The 18637-nt window shown below is 72.7% G+C and carries 17 protein-coding genes and 1 riboswitch; of the genes, 6 read left to right on the plus strand and 11 right to left on the minus strand.

The window, feature by feature from the left end; all coding sequences use genetic code 11:
• Positions 1-2: 2 nt before the first annotated feature.
• The 9 genes from KBY47_RS17120 to KBY47_RS17160 form a co-directional block, all read right to left on the minus strand.
• Positions 3-1109 carry a hemolysin family protein gene (locus tag KBY47_RS17120; RefSeq protein WP_210922002.1) on the minus strand — a complete coding sequence of 369 codons (1107 nt, stop codon included), beginning with the start codon at positions 1107-1109 and terminating at the stop codon, positions 3-5.
• Positions 1106-2503 (minus strand): hemolysin family protein, encoded by a 1398-nt coding sequence (locus KBY47_RS17125; protein WP_210922003.1) that lies wholly within the window; start codon positions 2501-2503, stop codon positions 1106-1108. The genes KBY47_RS17120 and KBY47_RS17125 overlap by 4 nt, the downstream gene beginning before the upstream one ends.
• Positions 2504-2758: 255 nt before the next feature.
• Positions 2759-3211, minus strand: coding sequence for a PH domain-containing protein (locus KBY47_RS17130; RefSeq protein ID WP_210922004.1), 453 nt, complete (start codon positions 3209-3211; stop codon positions 2759-2761).
• Between the two features lie 13 nt (positions 3212-3224).
• A complete protein-coding gene (gene hisG / locus KBY47_RS17135) occupies positions 3225-4082 on the minus strand; it encodes an ATP phosphoribosyltransferase (RefSeq protein ID WP_210922005.1) in 858 nt (285 codons plus the stop codon).
• A gap of 51 nt (positions 4083-4133) precedes the next feature.
• The gene (locus KBY47_RS17140; protein ID WP_210922006.1) at positions 4134-4406 is read right to left on the minus strand and encodes a phosphoribosyl-ATP diphosphatase; all 273 of its coding nucleotides are present in this window, start codon (positions 4404-4406) and stop codon (positions 4134-4136) included.
• Positions 4407-4440: 34 nt separating this feature from the next.
• On the minus strand, positions 4441-4926 hold the full coding sequence (gene ribH / locus KBY47_RS17145) for a 6,7-dimethyl-8-ribityllumazine synthase (RefSeq protein WP_210922007.1): 486 nt from the start codon (positions 4924-4926) through the stop codon (positions 4441-4443).
• Positions 4927-4952: 26 nt separating this feature from the next.
• Complete coding sequence (locus tag KBY47_RS17150) at positions 4953-6242, minus strand: bifunctional 3,4-dihydroxy-2-butanone-4-phosphate synthase/GTP cyclohydrolase II (RefSeq protein WP_210922008.1); 1290 nt, start codon at positions 6240-6242, stop codon at positions 4953-4955.
• The gene (locus KBY47_RS17155) at positions 6239-6883 is read right to left on the minus strand and encodes a nicotinamide mononucleotide transporter family protein (protein WP_210922009.1); all 645 of its coding nucleotides are present in this window, start codon (positions 6881-6883) and stop codon (positions 6239-6241) included. The genes KBY47_RS17150 and KBY47_RS17155 overlap by 4 nt, the downstream gene beginning before the upstream one ends.
• Positions 6880-7485 carry a riboflavin synthase gene (locus tag KBY47_RS17160; protein ID WP_210922010.1) on the minus strand — a complete coding sequence of 202 codons (606 nt, stop codon included), beginning with the start codon at positions 7483-7485 and terminating at the stop codon, positions 6880-6882. The genes KBY47_RS17155 and KBY47_RS17160 overlap by 4 nt, the downstream gene beginning before the upstream one ends.
• Positions 7486-7633: 148 nt before the next feature.
• Positions 7634-7764: riboswitch (FMN riboswitch) on the minus strand.
• Positions 7765-7944: 180 nt separating this feature from the next.
• On the opposite strand from KBY47_RS17160, the gene KBY47_RS17165 reads away from it, so the two are divergent.
• From KBY47_RS17165 to KBY47_RS17175, 3 genes are all read left to right on the plus strand, one after another.
• Positions 7945-10275, plus strand: coding sequence for a chitinase C-terminal domain-containing protein (locus KBY47_RS17165; RefSeq protein ID WP_210922011.1), 2331 nt, complete (start codon positions 7945-7947; stop codon positions 10273-10275).
• Positions 10276-10372: 97 nt separating this feature from the next.
• A complete protein-coding gene (locus KBY47_RS17170; RefSeq protein WP_210922012.1) occupies positions 10373-11266 on the plus strand; it encodes an RNA polymerase sigma-70 factor in 894 nt (297 codons plus the stop codon).
• 105 nt (positions 11267-11371) lie between these two features.
• Positions 11372-12127: an SDR family oxidoreductase gene (locus KBY47_RS17175; RefSeq protein ID WP_210922013.1), complete on the plus strand. Its 756-nt coding sequence runs from the start codon at positions 11372-11374 to the stop codon at positions 12125-12127.
• Positions 12128-12567: 440 nt separating this feature from the next.
• Here KBY47_RS17175 and KBY47_RS17180 read toward each other — a convergent pair whose 3' ends face one another.
• The gene (locus KBY47_RS17180) at positions 12568-13758 is read right to left on the minus strand and encodes an ROK family transcriptional regulator (protein WP_210922014.1); all 1191 of its coding nucleotides are present in this window, start codon (positions 13756-13758) and stop codon (positions 12568-12570) included.
• 151 nt (positions 13759-13909) lie between these two features.
• Here KBY47_RS17180 and KBY47_RS17185 point away from each other — a divergent pair, with 151 nt between their 5' ends.
• Both KBY47_RS17185 and KBY47_RS17190 read left to right on the plus strand, forming a co-directional pair.
• Positions 13910-15121: an MFS transporter gene (locus tag KBY47_RS17185; RefSeq protein ID WP_210922015.1), complete on the plus strand. Its 1212-nt coding sequence runs from the start codon at positions 13910-13912 to the stop codon at positions 15119-15121.
• 130 nt (positions 15122-15251) lie between these two features.
• Positions 15252-16643: a uracil-xanthine permease family protein gene (locus KBY47_RS17190; RefSeq protein WP_210922016.1), complete on the plus strand. Its 1392-nt coding sequence runs from the start codon at positions 15252-15254 to the stop codon at positions 16641-16643.
• Here KBY47_RS17190 and KBY47_RS17195 read toward each other — a convergent pair.
• Entirely contained in the window at positions 16625-17755 is a 1131-nt protein-coding gene (locus tag KBY47_RS17195) for a glycoside hydrolase family 6 protein (RefSeq protein ID WP_210922090.1), read from the minus strand. The two genes, KBY47_RS17190 and KBY47_RS17195, sit on opposite strands and share 19 nt — an antisense overlap.
• Positions 17756-17937: 182 nt before the next feature.
• Here KBY47_RS17195 and KBY47_RS17200 point away from each other — a divergent pair, with 182 nt between their 5' ends.
• A complete protein-coding gene (locus tag KBY47_RS17200) occupies positions 17938-18624 on the plus strand; it encodes a DUF5995 family protein (protein ID WP_210922091.1) in 687 nt (228 codons plus the stop codon).
• Positions 18625-18637: the final 13 nt, after the last annotated feature.

Here is an 18637-nt window from a genome sequence, read left to right on the forward strand (position 1 = left end):
GGTCAGCTCGCCAGCACCTCCCCGCCCGGCGCGGACCGGGTCGACGCCGGGTCGAGGGGGGCCGCGTCACAGGGAGCGGGCGGAGCGGGCGCCCGGTGCGCCGGGTCGCGCACCTCCCCCACCAGCAGCTCCAGCACGTCCTCCAGCGCGACCAGGCCCAGCACCCTGCCGGAGGCGTCGGCCACCTGCGCGAGATGGGTGGCGGCGCGCCGCATGACGGTGAGGGCGTCGTCCAGCGGGAGTTCGGAGCGCAGGGTCGTCATCGGCCGCCACAGCCGCTGCGGCACCGCCCGCTCGGAGTCCTCCAGGTCGAGTACGTCCTTCACGTGCAGATAGCCCATGAAGGCGCCGCCGCGCCCCGCGACCGGGAAGCGGGAGTAGCCGGTGCGGGCGGTCAGCTCGACGATCCGGGCCGGGGTGACCGAGGGAGGGACCGTCACCAGGGACTCCCGGCGCAGCAGGACGTCGGTGACCGGGCGGGAGCCCAGTTCCAGGGCGTCCTCCAGGCGCTCGGCCTCCTCCGGGTCGAGCAGGCCCGCCTGTCCGGAGTCCTCCACCAGCCGGTTGAGCTGCTCGCTGGTGAAGACGGCCTCCACCTCGTCCTTCGGCTCCACCCGGAAGAGCCTGAGGACGCCCTGGGCGACGGCGCCGAGGGCGACGGTGAGGGGGCGGCACAGCCGGGCGAAGGCGACCAGCCCCGGGCTGAGCCAGAGCGCGGCCTTCTCCGGGGCGGCCATCGCCAGGTTCTTCGGGACCATCTCGCCGATCACGAGATGGAAGAAGACGACGGTGGCGAGGGCGATCACATAGCCCAGCGGATGGATCACGGCGTGCGGCAGATGGACCCGCTCGAAGACCGGTTCCAGCAGCCGCGCCACGGTCGGCTCGGCCACCGCGCCCAGCGTCAGCGAGGACACCGTGATGCCGAACTGCGCCGCCGCCATCATCTGCGGCAGCCGTTCCAGGCCGTAGAGCACCTGCCGGGCACGCGCGGTGCCGAGCGGTTCGATCTGGCTGCGCCGCACGGACACCAGCGCGAACTCGGCGCCGACGAAGAAGCCGTTGGCCAGCACCAGCAGGGCGGCGAAGAGCAGTTGGAGGAGGCTCATCGCACGCCCTCCGCGACGGCGGGGACGGGGGCCGTCTCCGTCGCCGCCGTACGGCGCTCGGCGCGCACCCGGGTGAGCGGGAGGGCCGCCGGGGCCGTCGCGACCAGCCGGACGCGGTCGGCGCGGTAGTGGGAGACGCGGCGCACCACCAGGCGCCAGCCCGGCAGCTCCACGGTGTCACCCACGGCCGGGATGCGGCCGAGGAGGTCGGCCACCAGTCCGGCGACGGTCTCGTACGGCCCCTCGGGCGCGGTGAAGCCGACCCGGGTCAGGGTGTCGACGCGGGAGCCGCCGTCGACGTCCCAGGCCGGGCGGCCGTCCTCCGGCGGGGCCGGGACCAGCTCGGGCACGTCCTGTCCGTCGTGCTCGTCGCGGACCTCGCCGACGAGTTCCTCCACGATGTCCTCCAGGGTGACGACCCCGGCCGTGCCGCCGTACTCGTCGACGACGACCGCGATGGGCTGCTCGCTGCGCAGCCGGGCCAGCAGGGGGCGGACCGGCAGGGTCTCGGGGACGAGCAGCGGCGGGCGGGCGATCCGGCTCACGGGGGTGCGCAGCCGGTCCGCCGCCGGGACGGCCAGGGCGTCCTTGAGGTGGACCATGCCGACCACCTCGTCGATCCGTTCCCGGTAGACGGGGAAGCGGGACAGTCCGGTGGCGCGGGTCAGGTTGACCACGTCCTCGGCGGTGGCGGACGACTGGAGCGCGCTGACCTTCACCCGCGGGGTCATGACGGCCTGCGCGGTCAGCTCGCCGAGCGACAGGGTCCGTACGAAGAGGTCCGCGGTGTCCTGCTCCAGGGCTCCGGCGAGGGCCGAGTGCCGGGCCAGGGAGACCAGTTCGCCGGGGCTGCGGGCGGAGGCCAGCTCCTCGGTGGGTTCGACGCCGAGGGCGCGGACGAGGCGGTTGGCGACGGCGTTGAGCGCGGCGATCACCGGCCGGAACACCGTGGCGAAGACATGCTGGGGGCCCGCGACGAAGCGCGCCACCTGGAGCGGGCGGGACACCGCCCAGTTCTTCGGCACGAGTTCACCGACGACCATCTGCACGGCCGAGGCCAGCAGCATGCCGACGACGACGGCGAGGGTGGGTACCGCGCCCTCGGGGACACCGACGGCGGTGAACGGGCCGCGCAGCAGCGCGGCGAGGGCGGGCTCGGCGAGCATGCCGACCACCAGGGAGGTGATGGTGATGCCGAGCTGGGTGCCGGAGAGCTGGAAGGACAGCTCCCTGAGCGACGCGACCACCTTGCGGGCCCGTCGGTCGCCCTCGGCGGCGGCCCGCTCGGCGTCCGCGCGCTCGACGGTCACCAGGCCGAACTCGGCGGCCACGAAGAAGCCGTTGGCGAGGATCAGCAGGAACGCGGCTGCCAGGAGCAGCAGGGGGGTGGTCATGATGCCGCCGCCGGGGCCGGGGCGCGGTCCGCGCGGACGCGGGGTGCGCTATGTCGACCGGGGGCGGCGCAGGTACTGCAGGACGATCCGTCCATCGCCGGAGGGGGTCACTCCTCGGGTAGCAGGAACCCCTGTGCACCGGGCGGTACGACAGGGGCGAAGGCGCGGGGAGCGCGTCTTCGCCACCAGATTAATCAAGACAGGGGCGTGTGCGTCAGGGTGAACACCCCCGGCCGCCCCTGATGTTCCCCCGACTCAGCCCTGGCGTTCCCGGGCCCGGGCCTCCACCAGCGCGCGCAGGGCGGCGGCGTCGGCGATGGCCTGTTCCCTGGCGATGCCCGGCTGGATGCCGATGGCGGCCAGGCTGGTGCCGTCGCTGAGGTCGAGGAAGACCCAGGGGTCACCGACGCGCAGGTTCACCCGGACGATCTCCGCCCATTCCAGACGGCGGGTGCTGGCGAAGTTGACGACCGTGACACCGGACTCCTCGGCGACGATCTTCGGCCGGGCGAGGATCACCACCACGGCCGCGAGCAGGGCGCCGGTGAAGACGAAGCTGACGCGCTCCCCGGGGCCGAGCCGGTCGAGGAGCAGCGCGATGGCCGAGACGACGCCGAAGATCGCGACGGCGGCGGTGAGCAGGACCGCGCGGGTGCGGCCCGGCCGGAAGGTGTGGGGGAGCTGGGGAAGCGGTGCCCGTTCCGACATGGTGCGCCGCCTCTCAGAGCCGGCAGGCGTGGATGGCGGTGGTGAGGATGGCGCGGGCGCCGATCTCGTAGAGGTCGTCCATGACCCGCTGGGCGCCCTTGGAGGGCACCATGGCGCGTACGGCGACCCAGCCCTCGTTGTGCAGCGGGGAGACGGTCGGGCCCTCCAGGCCGGGGGTGATGGCGACGGCCTGTTCCAGGTGCTCGGCGCGGATGTCGTAGTCCATCATCACGTACGTCCGGGCGACCAGGACGCCCTGGAGGCGGCGCAGGAACTGCTGGACCTTCGACTCGGCGGTTTCCTCGGTGTCCGCACCGGTGCGCCGGACCACGATCGCCTCGGACTTCATGATCGGCTCGCCGATGACCTCCAGGCCCGCGTTGCGCAGCGAGGTGCCGGTCTCGACGACGTCGGCGATGACCTCGGCGACGCCCAGTTCGATGGCGGTCTCGACGGCGCCGTCGAGGTGCACGACGGAGGCGTCGATGCCGCTGTCGGCGAGGTGCTTGGCGACGATGCCCTCGTAGGAGGTGGCGACGGTGAGGCCGTTCAGGTCCTCGACGCCCTTGGCGGTGCCGGGCTTGGTGGCGTACCGGAAGGTGGAGCGGGCGAAGCCGAGCGGGAGGATCTCCTCGGCGTTGGCGCCGGAGTCGATCAGCAGGTCGCGGCCGGTGATGCCGATGTCGAGGCGGCCGGAGGAGACGTAGATCGCGATGTCGCGGGGGCGGAGGTAGAAGAACTCGACCTCGTTCTCCGGGTCGACGATGCGCAGTTCCTTGGACTCGCGGCGCTGCTGGTAGCCGGCCTCATGCAGCATGTCCGCCGCAGGGCCGGAGAGTGAACCCTTGTTGGGGACGGCGATGCGCAGCATGAGGTCGGCTTCCTTTGTTCGTTCTCTACGGGGATGAGGTGCGGGTACGGCTCAGAGGTGGGCGTAGACGTCGTCGAGGGAGATGCCGCGGGCGACCATCATCACCTGGACGTGGTACAGCAGCTGCGAGATCTCCTCGGCCGCCGCCTCCTTGCCCTCGTACTCGGCGGCCATCCAGACCTCGGCGGCCTCCTCGACGACCTTCTTGCCGATGGCGTGGACGCCCTTCTCGACCAGTTCGGCGGTGCGGGAAGTGGCGGGGTCGCCGTGGGCGGCCTTCTGCTGGAGCTCGCTGAACAGCTCCTCGAACGTCTTATTGGACATGGTGACGCTCAGCCTATGCCAAATGCCGGCTTGCTCAGCGCCAGGGTTCGGATACCGAGCGGAGGGTGGCCGCCGTGGCGACGGCCGCGGTCACCGCCTCGTGCCCCTTGTCCTCGCTGGAGCCGGGCAGTCCGGCCCGGTCCAGGGCCTGCTCCTCGGTGTCGCAGGTGAGCACGCCGAAGCCGACGGGGACGCCGGTGTCGAAGGAGACCTGGGTGAGGCCCTGGGTGACGCCCTGGCACACGTAGTCGAAGTGGGGGGTGCCGCCGCGGATGACGACGCCGAGGGCGACCACCGCGTCGTAGCCGCGGCCCGCGAGGCCCTTGGCGACCACGGGGAGTTCCCAGCTGCCGGGGACCCGGAGCACGGTCGGCTCGTCGATCCCCAGCTCGGTGAGGGCGCGCAGGGCGCCGTCCACCAGTCCGTCCATCACCTTCTCGTGCCACTGCGCCGCGATGACGGCGACCCGGAGGTCACCCACGCCGGTCACGGACAGTTCCGGTGCGCCCTTGCCGCTCACGTTCCTGTGTCTCCTCGTTCGTTCGCTTACTGGTTGCCGCAGGTGGGCACGGTGGTCGTGTCCAGCCAGGGCAGGTCGTGGCCCATCCGGTCCCGCTTGGTGCGCAGGTAGCGGAGGTTGTGCTCGCCCGCGGTCACGGGCATCGGCTCGCGGCTGGCGACCTTGATGCCGTGCCGGGTGAGGGCGTCGCTCTTGTCGGGGTTGTTGGTCAGCAGCCGCACCCCGCGCACGCCGAGGTCGTCCAGGATCTGGGCGCCCGCGCCGTAGTCCCGGGCGTCGGCGGGCAGGCCGAGTTCCAGGTTGGCGTCGAGGGTGTCGCGGCCGCGTTCCTGGAGTTCGTAGGCGCGCAGCTTGGACAGCAGGCCGATGCCGCGTCCCTCGTGGCCGCGCAGGTAGACCACGACGCCCCGGCCCTCGCTCTGGATGCGTTCCAGGGCGGTGTCGAGCTGGGGGCCGCAGTCGCAGCGCAGGGAGCCGAAGACATCGCCGGTGAGGCATTCGGAGTGGACGCGGACCAGCACGTCCTCGCCGTCGCCGAGGTCGCCGTGGACGAGGGCGACGTGCTCGACGCCGTCGACGGTGGAGCGGTAGCCGTAGGCGGTGAAGGTGCCGTGCCGGGTGGGCAGGTGGACCTCGGCCTCGCGGCGGACGGTGGGCTCGGAGGTTCGGCGGTAGGCGATGAGGTCCTCGATGGAGATGATCGACAGGCCGTGCTTGCGGGCGAACGGGATCAGCTCGGGCAGCCGCAGCATCCGGCCGTCCTCACCGGCGATCTCCACGATGGCCCCGGCCGGGCGGAGCCCCGCGAGACGGGCGAGGTCGACGGCGGCCTCGGTGTGGCCGTTGCGCACGAGGACGCCGCCGGGCTTGGCGCGCAGCGGGAAGATGTGGCCGGGGCGGACCAGGTCGTCGGGCTCGGCGGTGCCGCCGGCCAGCAGTTGGAGCGTGGTGGCGCGGTCGGCGGCGGAGATGCCGGTGGTCACGCCGTGCGCGCCGGAGGCGTCCACGGAGACGGTGAACGCGGTCTTCATCGACTCGGTGTTCTCGTCGACCATCTGCGGGAGCCTGAGCCGGTCCAGTTCGTCGCCCTCCATGGGGGCGCAGATCAGGCCGCGGCACTCGCTCATCATGAAGGCCACGATCTCCGGGGTCGCCTTCTCGGCGGCGATCACGAGGTCGCCCTCGTTCTCCCGGTCCTCGTCGTCGACCACGACGACGGGGCGGCCGGCCGCGATGTCGGCGATGGCCCGCTCGACCGGGTCGAGGGCGAGGTCCTCGACGCCGTCGGCGCTGTACAGGACGGTTGCCGCGGTCATGCGCGGGCTCCTTCCGGGACGGGCCGCGCGGCCGTCGTGCGGGAGCGCAGCCACCAGTCGCGCAGGCCCCACAGGACGAGCGCGCCGTAGATGACGTAGACGAAGCCGGAGAAGGCGTAGCCGTTGGCGAAGTTCAGGGGGACGCCGACGAGGTCGACGAGCAGCCAGGCGAACCAGAACTCGACCATGCCGCGGGCCTGGGCGTACATGGCGACGATGGTGCCGACGAAGATGTACGCGTCGGGCCAGGGGTCCCAGGACAGGCTCGGGTAGGCCTTGAAGAGCAGGGCCACGGCGACGGTGCCGACGACGGCAGCGGCGGCCATGGCGCCGCGCTCGGTCCAGCTGGCGAAGCGGACGGAGATGTGGCCGTCGGCCGCCTTGTCCCGGCCGCGGTTCCACTGCCACCAGCCGTAGAGCGCGACGGCCATGACGACGGCCTGCTTGCCCGCGCTGCCGGTGAGGTGGCCGAAGAAGGCGCCGAAGAGGATGAGACCGGCGAGGAACTGCACCGGCCAGGTCCACACCGAGCGCCGCCAGCCGAGGGCGAGGGCTATCAGGCCGCAGATGTTGCCGATCATGTCCGACCAGAGGATGTGCTGGTCGAACAGGACGAAGGCCTCGGAGTTCAGCGAGTTCACCGGGTCGCCCCCTGGCCCGCGCCGAGCATCCGCTCGACGTACTTGGCGATGATGTCCACCTCGAGGTTGACCGGGGCGCCGGGCTGTTTGTGGCCGAGCGTGGTGAGGTCGAGGGTGGTGGGGATGAGACTGACGGTGAAGTAGTCGGCACCGGCCTCGACGACGGTGAGGCTGATGCCGTCGACGGTGATGGAGCCCTTCTCGACGACGTAGCGGGAGAGCTCGGCGGGCAGGGAGATCCTCACGATCTCCCAGTGCTCGGAGGGGGTGCGCTCCAGGAGGGTGCCGGTCCCGTCGACGTGGCCCTGCACGATGTGGCCGCCGAGGCGGTCGCCGACGGCGGTGGGGCGTTCGAGGTTGACGCGCGAGCCGACGGTCAGGGCGCCGAGGCTGGACCGCTTGAGGGTCTCGGCCATGACGTCGGCGGTGAACTCGTCGCCCTCGTGGTCCACGACCGTGAGGCAGACGCCGTTGACGGCGATGGAGTCGCCGTGCTTCGCGCCCTCGGTCACGACGGGGCCGCGCAGCCGGAAGCGGGAGGCGTCGCCGAGGTTCTCGACGGCGGTGATCTCGCCCAGCTCTTCGACGATTCCGGTGAACACTTCCCGGGTCCTCCTGCCTCTTCGGGCACGGACTCCGGGGTTGCCGACGACGGCAGAAGGTACGAGCGAGGACACGGAGAGCGACGCCGGACTCATGGCCCGTCCGAGGACGGACCCGGTATCGGCGGCGCGCACGTGTGCCCGCCCGCCGCGCACTGCCTCCCATCCGGACTTTAACCGTCGGTCCAGGAATTTCACCTGGTCAACCGGTCGCTGGAGGCGACCGGGTCGCGGACTGTAACCGCCGGTTCGGACTTTCACCGACCCCGGAGTGCGCTGCTGTTGGTACAGGGCCAGTGTGCCACGCCCGTCCGGCGTCCATGCATGCGCATCGTGTGGAGTGCCTCACAGAGGGTGCGCCCGGAGCCCCGGGCCCCGCCGGGGAATTGGTCCATACCTATTGACGTATTGGTCTAGTCCTCCCTACGGTCTGCCCAACTCCGTGGAGAGGAACCGACTTTGCTGTCCCCCTCGCGCAACCACCGCAAGAGACCCGCCCTGCTCGCCACCGCCGGTGCCGCCGCGGGCCTGGTGCTGGCCGGTCTCCTCCCGGCGACCGTCTCGCACGCCGCCGACGAGGAGTCCTGCCGCCCCGACGGCCTCTACCGCACGCCCGGCGTCGCCGTCCCGTACTGCTCGGTCTACGACTCGGCGGGCCGGGAGAAGATGGGCGCCGACCACCAGCGCCGGGTGATCGGGTACTTCACCGGCTGGCGCACCGGCAAGGACGGCACGCCCGCCTATCTGGCCTCCGACATCCCGTGGGACAAGATCACCCACATCAACTACGCCTTCGCGCACGTCGACGCGGGCAACAGGATCTCCGTCGGCGCGGACAGCGCCACCAACGCGGCGACCGGAATGACCTGGCCGGGCGTGAGCGGCGCGGAAATGGACGCCACGCTCCCCTACAAGGGCCATTTCAACCTGCTCAGCAAGTTCAAGAAACAGCACCCGGACGTGAAGACGCTGATCTCGGTCGGCGGCTGGGCGGAGACCGGCGGCTATTTCGACGACAGCGGACAGCGCGTCGACTCCGGCGGCTTCTACTCGATGGCCACCAACGCCGACGGCTCGGTCAACCAGTCCGGCATCGACACCTTCGCCGACTCCGCCGTCCAGTTCCTCCGGACGTACGGGTTCAACGGCGTCGACATCGACTACGAGTACCCGACCTCCATGAAGGACGCGGGCAACCCGCTCGACTACTCGGTCTCCAACGCGCGCCGGGCCGGCCTGGTCAAGGGCTATGCCGCGCTGATGAAGACCCTGCGCGAGAAACTCGACCGCGCGGGCGCGGCGGACGGGCGGCACTACCTGCTGACGGTCGCGGCGCCCTCGTCCGGATACCTGCTGCGCGGCATGGAGACCTTCCAGGTCCAGAAGTACCTGGACTACGTCAACATCATGTCCTACGACCTGCACGGCGCCTGGAACGAGTACGTCGGCCCGAACGCCTCGCTCTTCGACGACGGGAAGGACGCCGAACTCGCCGCGGCGGGGGTGTACTCGACCTCCCAGTACGGCGGGATCGGCTATCTCAACACCGACTGGGCGTACCACTACTTCCGCGGCTCGATGCCAGCGGGCCGGATCAACATCGGGCTCCCCTACTACACCCGGGGATTCAAGAACGTCACCGGCGGCACGGACGGTCTGTGGGGCAGGGCACCGTCCACCAACTGCCCGGCTGGTTCGGGCCTGACCAAGTGCGGCGACGGCGCCACCGGCATCGACAACCTCTGGCACGACCTGGACACCAACGGCAGGGAGTCCCCGGCCGGTTCCAACCCGATGTGGCACGCCAAGAACCTGGAGAAGGGCGTCGTCGGCGACTACGTCACCCGGTACGGCTTCCCGGCCGACACCCGGCTGACCGGCACCTACGCCCGCAAGTACGACTCCACGCTGGTCGCGCCGTGGCTGTGGAACGCCGAGAAGAAGGTGTTCCTGTCCACCGAGGACGAGCAGTCGGTGAAGGCCAAGGCGGACTACGTCGTGGACCGCGGCATCGGCGGCACGATGGTGTGGGAGCTGGCGGGCGACTACGCCTGGAACGCGGCCAAGGGCCAGTACGAGCCGGGTTCGACGCTGACGACGGCGATGTACGAGAAGTTCAGGTCGGCCACGCCGTACGGCGCCCGGCGCGCGACCGTCGACATGCCGGCCGAGGCGCTCGACATCGACGTGCAGTTCGGGCAGTTCCCGCTCGGTGACTCCAACTATCCGATCAGCCCCAAGCTGAAGATCACCAACAACACCCCGGTGACCCTGCCCGGCGGCACGGAGTTCCGGTTCGACTACGCCACCTCGGCGCCCGGGAACGCCAAGGACCAGTCGGGCTGGGGCACCTCGGTGATCCGCAGCGACCACACCGGTGCCAACGTCGGCGGTCTCAAGGGCGACTACCACCGGGTCTCGCTGAAGCTGCCGGGCTGGCAGTCGCTGGCGCCGGGCGCGTCGGTGGAGCTGGACTTCGTCTACTACCTGCCGGTGTCGACGCCGTCCAACTGGACGGTGACGTTCGGCGGGACGACGTACGCGCTGGCCGGTGACCTGGCGCGCGGCACCACCGTGGTGAACCCGGGCACGGGTACGACGCCGACGCCGACGCCCACCGAGCCCGGCGGTCCGTGCACGGCACCGGCCTGGGACGCGGCCACGGCGTACGGCGGCGGCAGCACGGTGTCGCACCACGGGCACGACTGGAAGGCCAAGTGGTGGACGAAGGGCGAGGAGCCCGGCACCACCGGCGAGTGGGGGGTCTGGCAGGACCTGGGCGCCTGCTGACCCCCGCGCGGACCGGCCCGGCGGCGGTGACGACGGCCCTTGCCCGCCGCCGGGCCTCACCACGAGGGACGGAGGGCCTTCTGGCAGGCTGGGCACCATGACGACCGCCGCCGCTCCCGCCGCCGAGTTCGAGCGCCACCGCCCCCGGCTGTTCGGCCTCGCCTACCAGATGCTCGGCTCGGCCGACGAGGCCGAGGACGTCGTCCAGGACGCCTATCTGCGGTTCAGCGGCGCCGACCGGGAGCGGATCGAGCATCCGGCGGCCTGGCTCGCCAAGGTCGTCACCAACCTCTGCCTCAACCGGCTGACCTCCGCCCGCGCCCGGCGCGAGCAGTACGTCGGGGAGTGGCTGCCGGAGCCGGTGGTCACCTCCGACGGCACGCTCGGGCCGCTGGAGTCGGCCGAGCAGCGGGAGGCGGTGTCGCTGGCGATGCTGGTGCTGCTGGAGCGGCTGACCCCGGTCGAGCGCGCGGTGTACGTGCTGCGGGAGGCCTTCGGGTACGGGCACCGCGAGATCGCCGAGGTGCTGGAGCTGAGCGAGGCCAACAGCCGTCAGGTCTACCGGCGGGCGGTGCGGCGGGTCTCCGCCGAGGAGAGCCGCTTCGATCCGGCGCCGGAGCGGCAGGAGGAGCTGGTCAGGTCCTTCATCACCGCGGCGCGGGACGGGGATCTGAACGGCCTGGAGAAGCTGCTGGCGGACGACGCCACCTGGTGGACCGACAGCGGCGGCAAGGTCCACGCGGCCCGGCGCACGGTCGAGGGCCGCGAGCACGTCGCGCGGTTCGTGCTGGGCGTCATGCGGAAGTTCACGGCCGGGCTCGAGTTCCGGACGGCCGAGATCAACGGCGCGAGCGCGCTGACCACGTGGCGGGGGGACGAGCTGACGATGGTGATCTCCTTCGAGGTGCGCGACGGGCGGGTCACCCAGGTCCAGAGCATGATGAACCCGGACAAGCTGAACTTCGTACGGCGTCAGCTGCTGCCCCGCTGACCCCGCCGCCCGGCGTGGCTGTCACGTTTCCGGGTGGCTGCCCGGTCCCAGCTGACGTGAGGCGCTCCGTCCGGGAGCGCGCGGTGTCGGAAGGGACTGAACAGCATGACCACGATCCTGGTGACCGGCGGTACCGGAACCCTCGGACGGCACGTCACCGAACTGCTGCGGGCGGACGGCCACGAGGTGCGGGTGCTCAGCCGCACCGCCCAGCCGTACGCCGTCGATCTGCGCGAGGGCGGCGACGGGCTGGACACGGCCCTCGACGGCGTGGAGACGGTCGTGCACTGCGCCACGTCGGCGCGCGGCGGTGACGAGGACGCGGCGGCGAACCTGATCGCGGCGGCGCGGCGGGCCGGGGTGGGCCATCTGGTCTACATCTCGATCGTCGGCGTCGACCGGGTGCCGTTCGGCTACTACCGGAGCAAGCTCGCGGTCGAGCGGCTGGTCGAGGAGTCCGGGCTGGGCTGGACGGTGCTGCGGGCGACGCAGTTCCACGATCTGCTGGCGCAGGTGTTCGGGGCGCTGGCGAAGTCTCCGGTGCTGCCGCTGCCCGCGAAGGTGCCGGACCAGCCCGTCGAGGTCAGGGAGGTGGCGGCCCGGCTGGCGGAGCTGGCGACCGGCGCGCCGGTCGGACGGGCCGAGGACATGGGCGGCCCCGAGGTCCGCGACCTGGACAGCCTCGCCCGCGCCTACCTCCGGGCCACGGGCCGACGCCGCCCCCTGCTCGGCGTCCCGCTGTGGGGCTCCGCCTACCGGGCCTTCCGGGCGGGCGGCCACCTGACCCGCGACCACGCGGTGGGCAAGGGCACCTTCGAGGACTACCTGACCAGGCGCTTCGGCCGCCGCCCGGCTGCTTGAACGCCCGGCGGGGTGCGGGCGGACGCCGGCTGGCCGAGGGCCGACGGTTCCCGAGGCCACGACCCGGCCCACGCGGCTGCCCGCCCGGCGCGGACTTCCGGCAGCCACTGCCAGACGGCCGCGGCTGCCCGGCCGCCAACGCCCCACCTGCCCCACCCCTGCGGCTGCTCGACGGCCGCTGCCCGACCTCACGTCCGCCAAAGGGCCCCTACCTGACCCCGGCGGCTGCCCGCCGGGCGCGGGTTTTCCGATGGCCGCTGCCGGAGAACGGCCGCTGCTGTCTCACGGGCGCTCTCCGCGCCCCCTACCGCTCGCACGCCACCCCACCCGCCGCTCGCACGCCACCCCACCCGCCGCTCGCACGCCACCCCACCCGCCGCTGGCGCGGCGCCCCCATCCACCGCTCGCGCGCCGCACCCACCGCTCCCGCGCTCCCCCGCCTATCGCTCCCGCGGCGCGAACAGGTCGTCCTGGGCCCGGCTCCCGGCCGTCAGCAGCGCCCCGCGCAGGACCGCCGCGCCGCCCAGCGCACCGGCGCGGACCTCGGTGGGCAGCGGGGAGATGCGCCGGATGCGCTCCTCGACGCGCGCCGCCAGTTCCGGGCCCCCGGCCTGGCCGACCTCGCCGCCGAGCACCACGCAGCCGGGGTCCAGAACGGCGGCGACGGAGGCGACGCCGAGGGCGATCCGGTCGGCCAGTGTGTCGAGGAAGCGTCCGGCGCCGTCGTCGTCCGGCCGCTGCACGGCGGCCCGCACCACGCCCGCGGCGGGCGGCTCGCCGTCCGGTTCCGGCGCGGTCAGGCCGTACTCCCCCGCCAGCTTCACGATCGCCGCCGAGCCCGCCAGGGAATGGAAGCCGCCCGCGCAGTCGGTCGCCGAGGGCGGGCCGGAGGTGCCGGGGACCGGCAGGAACCCGATCTCGCCGGTGCCGCCGGAGGCACCGCGGCGCAGGACACCGTCGAGGACGACGGCGGCGCCGGTGCCGTGGCCGAGCCAGAGCAGCACGAAGGTGTCCCGGTCGTGGGCCGCGCCGTCGCGCTGTTCTGCGAGGGCGGCGAGGTTGGTCTCGTTCTCGACGCTGACGCGGGCCTCGGGGAGCCGTTCCTGGAGCGCGGCGACGAGGCGGCGGTGCCACTCGGGCAGGCTCACGGAGTCGCGCAGTTCCCCGGTGACCGGGTCGATCAGGCCGGGCGCACCGATCCCGACGGTGTGCAGCCGGTCCGCGCCCGCCTCCTTCACCACCCGTTCGACGAGGGCGACCGCCTGTTCGACCGCGGGCCCGGTGCCGGACGCGGCGTCGATGGGCAGCGCGGCCTCGGCGAGGACCCGGCCGAGCAGGTCGGCGACGACCACGGCGACGCCCTCGGTGCGGACGTCGAGGGCGGCGAGGTGGGCGCGGTCGGCGACGATGCCGTAGAGCCTGGCGTTGGGGCCGCGGCGCTGCTCCCCCGCCTCTCCGACGACCGCGATCAGACCGGCCTCGGTGAGGCGGTCGACGAGGTCGGCGACGGACGGCCGGGACAGGCCGGTGAGCTGTTTGAGCTGCCCCGCCGTCAGCGGCCCCTCGCGCTGGAGGTGGTCGAGCGCGAGCCGGTCGTTGATGGCCCGGGCGGTGCTCGGGGATGCGGGCATGCCGGGATCCTCCCAGATGGGCGCGGGTGCGGGCCGGGCGCCGGATAATCTCTATCTATCAGGCAGGCTCCCTGATAGTTTACGCGACGGCAGCGGCAGACGGCAGCCGACGGCAGCACGGGCCGGACAGCGACCGGAGAGGGGCGGGACAATGAGCGCAGTGGTCTACGAGCAACGCGAGGTGAAGCGCGCCCGGTACGCCGTGGCGGCGGTGTTCGCCGTCCACGGCGCCGTCACCGGCTCCTTCGCCACCCGGGTGCCGTGGATCCAGGACCACGCCTCGGTGAGCGCCGGACAGCTGGGCCTCGCGCTGGCCTTCCCCGCCCTCGGCGCGTCCGTCGCGATGCCGCTCGCGGGCCGGGTCAGCCACCGCTTCGGCGCCCGCGCCGCCCTGCGCGGCCTGCTCTCGCTGTGGACCCTGGCGCTGGTCCTGCCGTCCCTCGCGCCCAGTCTGGCCACGCTCTGCACGGCCCTGTTCGTCTTCGGCGCCACCGCCGGGATGTCGGACGTCGCGATGAACGCGCTCGGCGTGGAGATCGAGAACCGCCTCGGCAAGTCGATCATGTCCGGTCTGCACGGCATGTGGAGCGCGGGCGCCCTGATCGGCTCGGCGGGCGGCACCCTCGCCGCCCATCTGGGCGCGGACGCCCGGCTGCACCACGCGCTCGCCGCCGCCGTGCTCACCGTCGCCGGTCTGGTGGCCTGCACCTGGGTGCTGGACCTCCAGCCCGCCGAGGACGAGGAGCCGCCGCCCCGGTTCGCGCTGCCGCCCAGGTCGGCGCTGCTGATCGGCGCGGTCGGGTTCTGCGCGGTGTTCGCGGAGGGCGCGAGCCTGGACTGGTCGGCGGTCTACCTGCGGGACCAGTTGGAGACGTCCGCGGGTCTCGCCGCCGCCTGCACCACCGGCTTCACCCTCACCATGGCCATCGCCCGGATCGCCGGGGACCGGGTGGTGGACCGCTTCGGCTCGGTCCGCACGGTCCGCTACGGCGGTGTCCTCGCCGCCCTCGGCGGACTGATGATCGTCCTCGCCGGGCACCCGGCGGTCGCCATGACTGGCTTCGGCCTGATGGGACTCGGCATCGCGGTGGTCGTACCGCTCTGCTTCGCCGCGGCGGGCCGCAGCGGACCCAACCCGAGCCAGGCCATCGCGGGCGTCGCCACCATCACCTACACCTCGGGCCTGGTCGCGCCGAGCGCGATCGGCACCCTGGCCCAACTCACCAGTCTGGTGGTGTCGTTCGCGCTCGTGACGGTGCTCTCCTGCGGCCTCGCCGCCTTCGCGGGCGTGCTGCGCGGTGCCGACCGCGACCGCCCGAAGATCAGCGCACCGAGCACGCCGGTCGCCGAACAGCGCAGCTAGGGCGCTCCACAGACCACCGGCCCCGGACATCCACAGCCCCGCTCCGGGGCCGGTCCAGCGCATCCGCGCGCACCCCGCACAATGGTCCGGAACGTTTCACCTGGAAAGCACCGCGAGAAAGCGAAACACCATGGACCTCGGCGTGCGCTGGAAGCTGCACGGGGACGGGCGCACGCCCGGACCGGGAGCGGTCGTCCGCCCCGACGAACGGCTCTCCTGGCCCCGCACGGCCGGACTCGGCGCCCAGCATGTGGTGGCGATGTTCGGAGCCTCCTTCGTCGCCCCCGTCCTGATGGGCCTGGACCCCAATCTGGCGATCATGATGTCGGGCGTCGCCACGATCGTCTTCCTGCTCGCCACCCGCGGCCGGGTGCCGAGCTACCTCGGCTGCTCGCTCCCCTTCGTCGGCGTGGCCGCGGTGATCCGCGCGGACGGCGGCACCTCCGCCACCGTCACCGGCGCCGTCCTCGTCGTCGGCGCCGTGCTGTTCCTGGTCGGACTGGCCGTGCGGCGGTTCGGCGCGCGGATCATCCACGCCACGATGCCGCCGATCGTCACCGGCGCCGTGGTGATGCTGATCGGCTTCAACCTGGCCCCGGTCACGGCGGCCACCTACTGGCCGCAGGACCAGTGGACGGCCCTGCTGGTGATGCTCTTCACCGGTCTCGCCGTGGTCTGTCTGCGCGGCTTCTGGTCCCGGATCGCCATCTTCCTCGGCCTGGTCTTCGGCTACGGGATCTCCTGGGCCTTCGACCGGATCTTCGGGCGGATCCACTCCGCCGACGCGAGCGGCAAGGTCACCGACCACTGGCGGCTGGACTTCTCCGCCGTCGGCCAGGCCGACTGGATCGGACTGCCCACCTTCCACGGCCCGTCCTTCGAATGGTCGGCGATCCTGGTCGCGCTGCCGGTGGTGATCGCCCTGGTCGCGGAGAACGCCGGGCACGTCAAGGCGGTCGGCGAGATGACCGGCGACAACCTGGACGACAAGCTCGGTACGGCGATCTCAGCGGACGGCGTCGGCTCCATGCTGTCCACCGCGGTCGGCGGCCCGCCCAACACCACCTACTCCGAGAACATCGGCGTGATGGCCGCGACCCGCGTCTACTCCACGGCCGCCTACTGGGCCGCCGCCGGATTCGCCCTGCTGTTCGGCCTGTGCCCCAAGTTCGGCGCGGTCGTGGCGGCGATCCCGGGCGGCGTCCTCGGCGGCATCACCGTCATCCTGTACGGCATGATCGGCCTGCTCGGCGCCCAGATCTGGATCAACGCCAAGGTCGACCTGCGCAATCCGCTCAACCTGGTCCCGGCCGCCGCGGGCATCATCATCGGCGTCGGCAACGTCTCCATGGAGATCACCGACACCTTCTCCCTCAGCGGCATCGCCCTGGGCACCCTCGTCGTCATCACCGGCTACCACGCGCTGCGGGCCTTCGCCCCGGCCCACCTCAAGACCCAGGAGCCGCTGCTGGACGAGGGCACGTCCAGCTACGACGAGGATGCTCAGCGCGCCAGGTCGTAGGCGTACGACGGTGTGAAGGTGCCGGGTTCGCCCTTGCATCCGTCGGACTCGCCCGGCAGCTTCACCCACAGGTAGCCGTCGATCCGGGCCGCCCCGGTGTCCAGCGTCGGCGCCCGGCCGATCTTCCGTCCGTCCGGATCGCACCACTCCCCGTCCGCCGGTGCCCCGTTGCCGTTGCGGCTGGTGTCGATGACGGCGCCCAGACCGGCCGGACCGCCGAGGGCGTCGAGGACCTGACGGTCGTAGGCGGTCTCGTCGGCGGTGGTGTGGAAGTTGGAGACGTTGCTGAAGATCCCGTCGGAGGACGCGGGGTCGGCGGCGCCCGCCTGGCGCAGCAGCGCCGCCTGGCGGCCCGCCGGGTGCCAGCCGGAGTGGCCCGCGTCGTAGTAGACACGGGCCCTGGGACCGGCGGCCTTCAGCACGCGGCCCGCGCGGGCCAGCGAGGCGAACCGGTCGGCCCGCTCCCCCGCGGACAGGCACTCGGACTGGGCGACGGAGTCGGGTTCCAGGATCACGATGACCTCGCCGGAGCCGAGCCCGGCCGCGAAGGCGTCGATCCAGGCGTCGTAGGCCGCCAGGTCGGGCGCCCCGCCCTCGGAGTGCCCGCCGCAGTCGCGGTCCGGGATCACGTACGGCACGAGGACCGGGACCCGGCCCGCCGCCGCGGCGCCCGAGGTGACCGCGGCGACCCGGGCGGTGATCGTCGCCGGGGCGTGGTCGGCGAACCACACGGCGGCGGGCCGGTCGGCGATCCGTGACCGGATGACCTCCCGGCGCGGGTCGTCTGCGTTGCCGTGCACCCAGGCGAGGACCTGCGAGTCGGGATGCCGGTAGAGCCGGGGCGGGGCCACGGCCGCGGGCCGCTCCGGCGCACTGGCGGCGCGGGGCGACGGTCTCGGGGTGACGGACGCCGGGGCCGCGCTGGTGGCGGTGGCCGACGGCGGGACGGGGATCTCCGACGGGGACGGCGACGGCACGGGCGGTCGCTTGGGGCGCGGCATGCCGGTCACCTCGGCGCGCCGGGCCTCGTCCACCGGAGCCCGGTCGCCGACCGCCGTCAGCACCCCGGCCGCGGTGCCCACCGCGGCCACCACCGACGCCGCCACCACCATCACGCCGCGCCGCACGGCCCGTCCGCGCTCCGCCCTGCGCTCGGCGAGGCGCCGGGCACGTGTGCCTGGCACGCTGCTGTTCCCCCTCCCGCGCGACGGGCGCGTTCCCCCGTTCTGGGGAAGCGCCGGGCCCGTCGGCACGTCGCACAGCCTAAGGCTGGGACGCTGCCCCCATGGCGCAGTTGGAGCAGTTGGAGCAGTTCACCACCCCCGTCGACGCGGTCGTCTCCCGGATGCGTGCCCTGGACGCGGCGCTGGACGCGCGGGACGGCGTGGCGGTCTTCAACCGCGTCTACCTCACCGTCACCGAGGAGACCGACCGGCGGCTCGACAGCGGCCGGTTCCCGGACCAGCACACGGCGCTCACGCTGGACGTGCGGTTCGTACAGCGCTATCTCTCGGCGGTCGACGCGGTCACCGACGGGCTTCGCCCACCCGCCTGCTGGCGGCCGCTGTTCCAGTTCCGCCGCCATCCCGGCGTACGACCGCTTCAGTTCGCGCTGGCGGGCATCAACGCGCACATCGGCCACGACCTGGCGCTCGCCGTGGTGGACGCCTGTCGTACGTTGGACTGCGAACCCGACGAGCTGGAGAGCGAGTTCGACCGCGTGGGCGATCTCCTCACGGCGCTGGAGGAACGGGTCCGCGAGGATCTGATGCCGGGCCCCGACCTGCTCCGGATCGCCGACCCGCTCACCCATCTGCTGGGCGCCTGGAGCCTGGAGCGGGCCCGCGACGCCACCTGGGCGGCGGCGCGGGCGCTCTGGGCGCTGCGTGAACTCCCGGATCTCACGGTGGAGTTCACCGACCGTCTGGACGCGGCGGTCGGCTTCGCGGGCCGCATGATGCTCACCCCGCTGCCGGACTGAGCACCCGCCCGGC

The sequence above is a fragment of the Streptomyces sp. B93 genome, from assembly GCF_018070565.1.
Classification (GTDB): Bacteria; Actinomycetota; Actinomycetes; order Streptomycetales; family Streptomycetaceae; genus Streptomyces.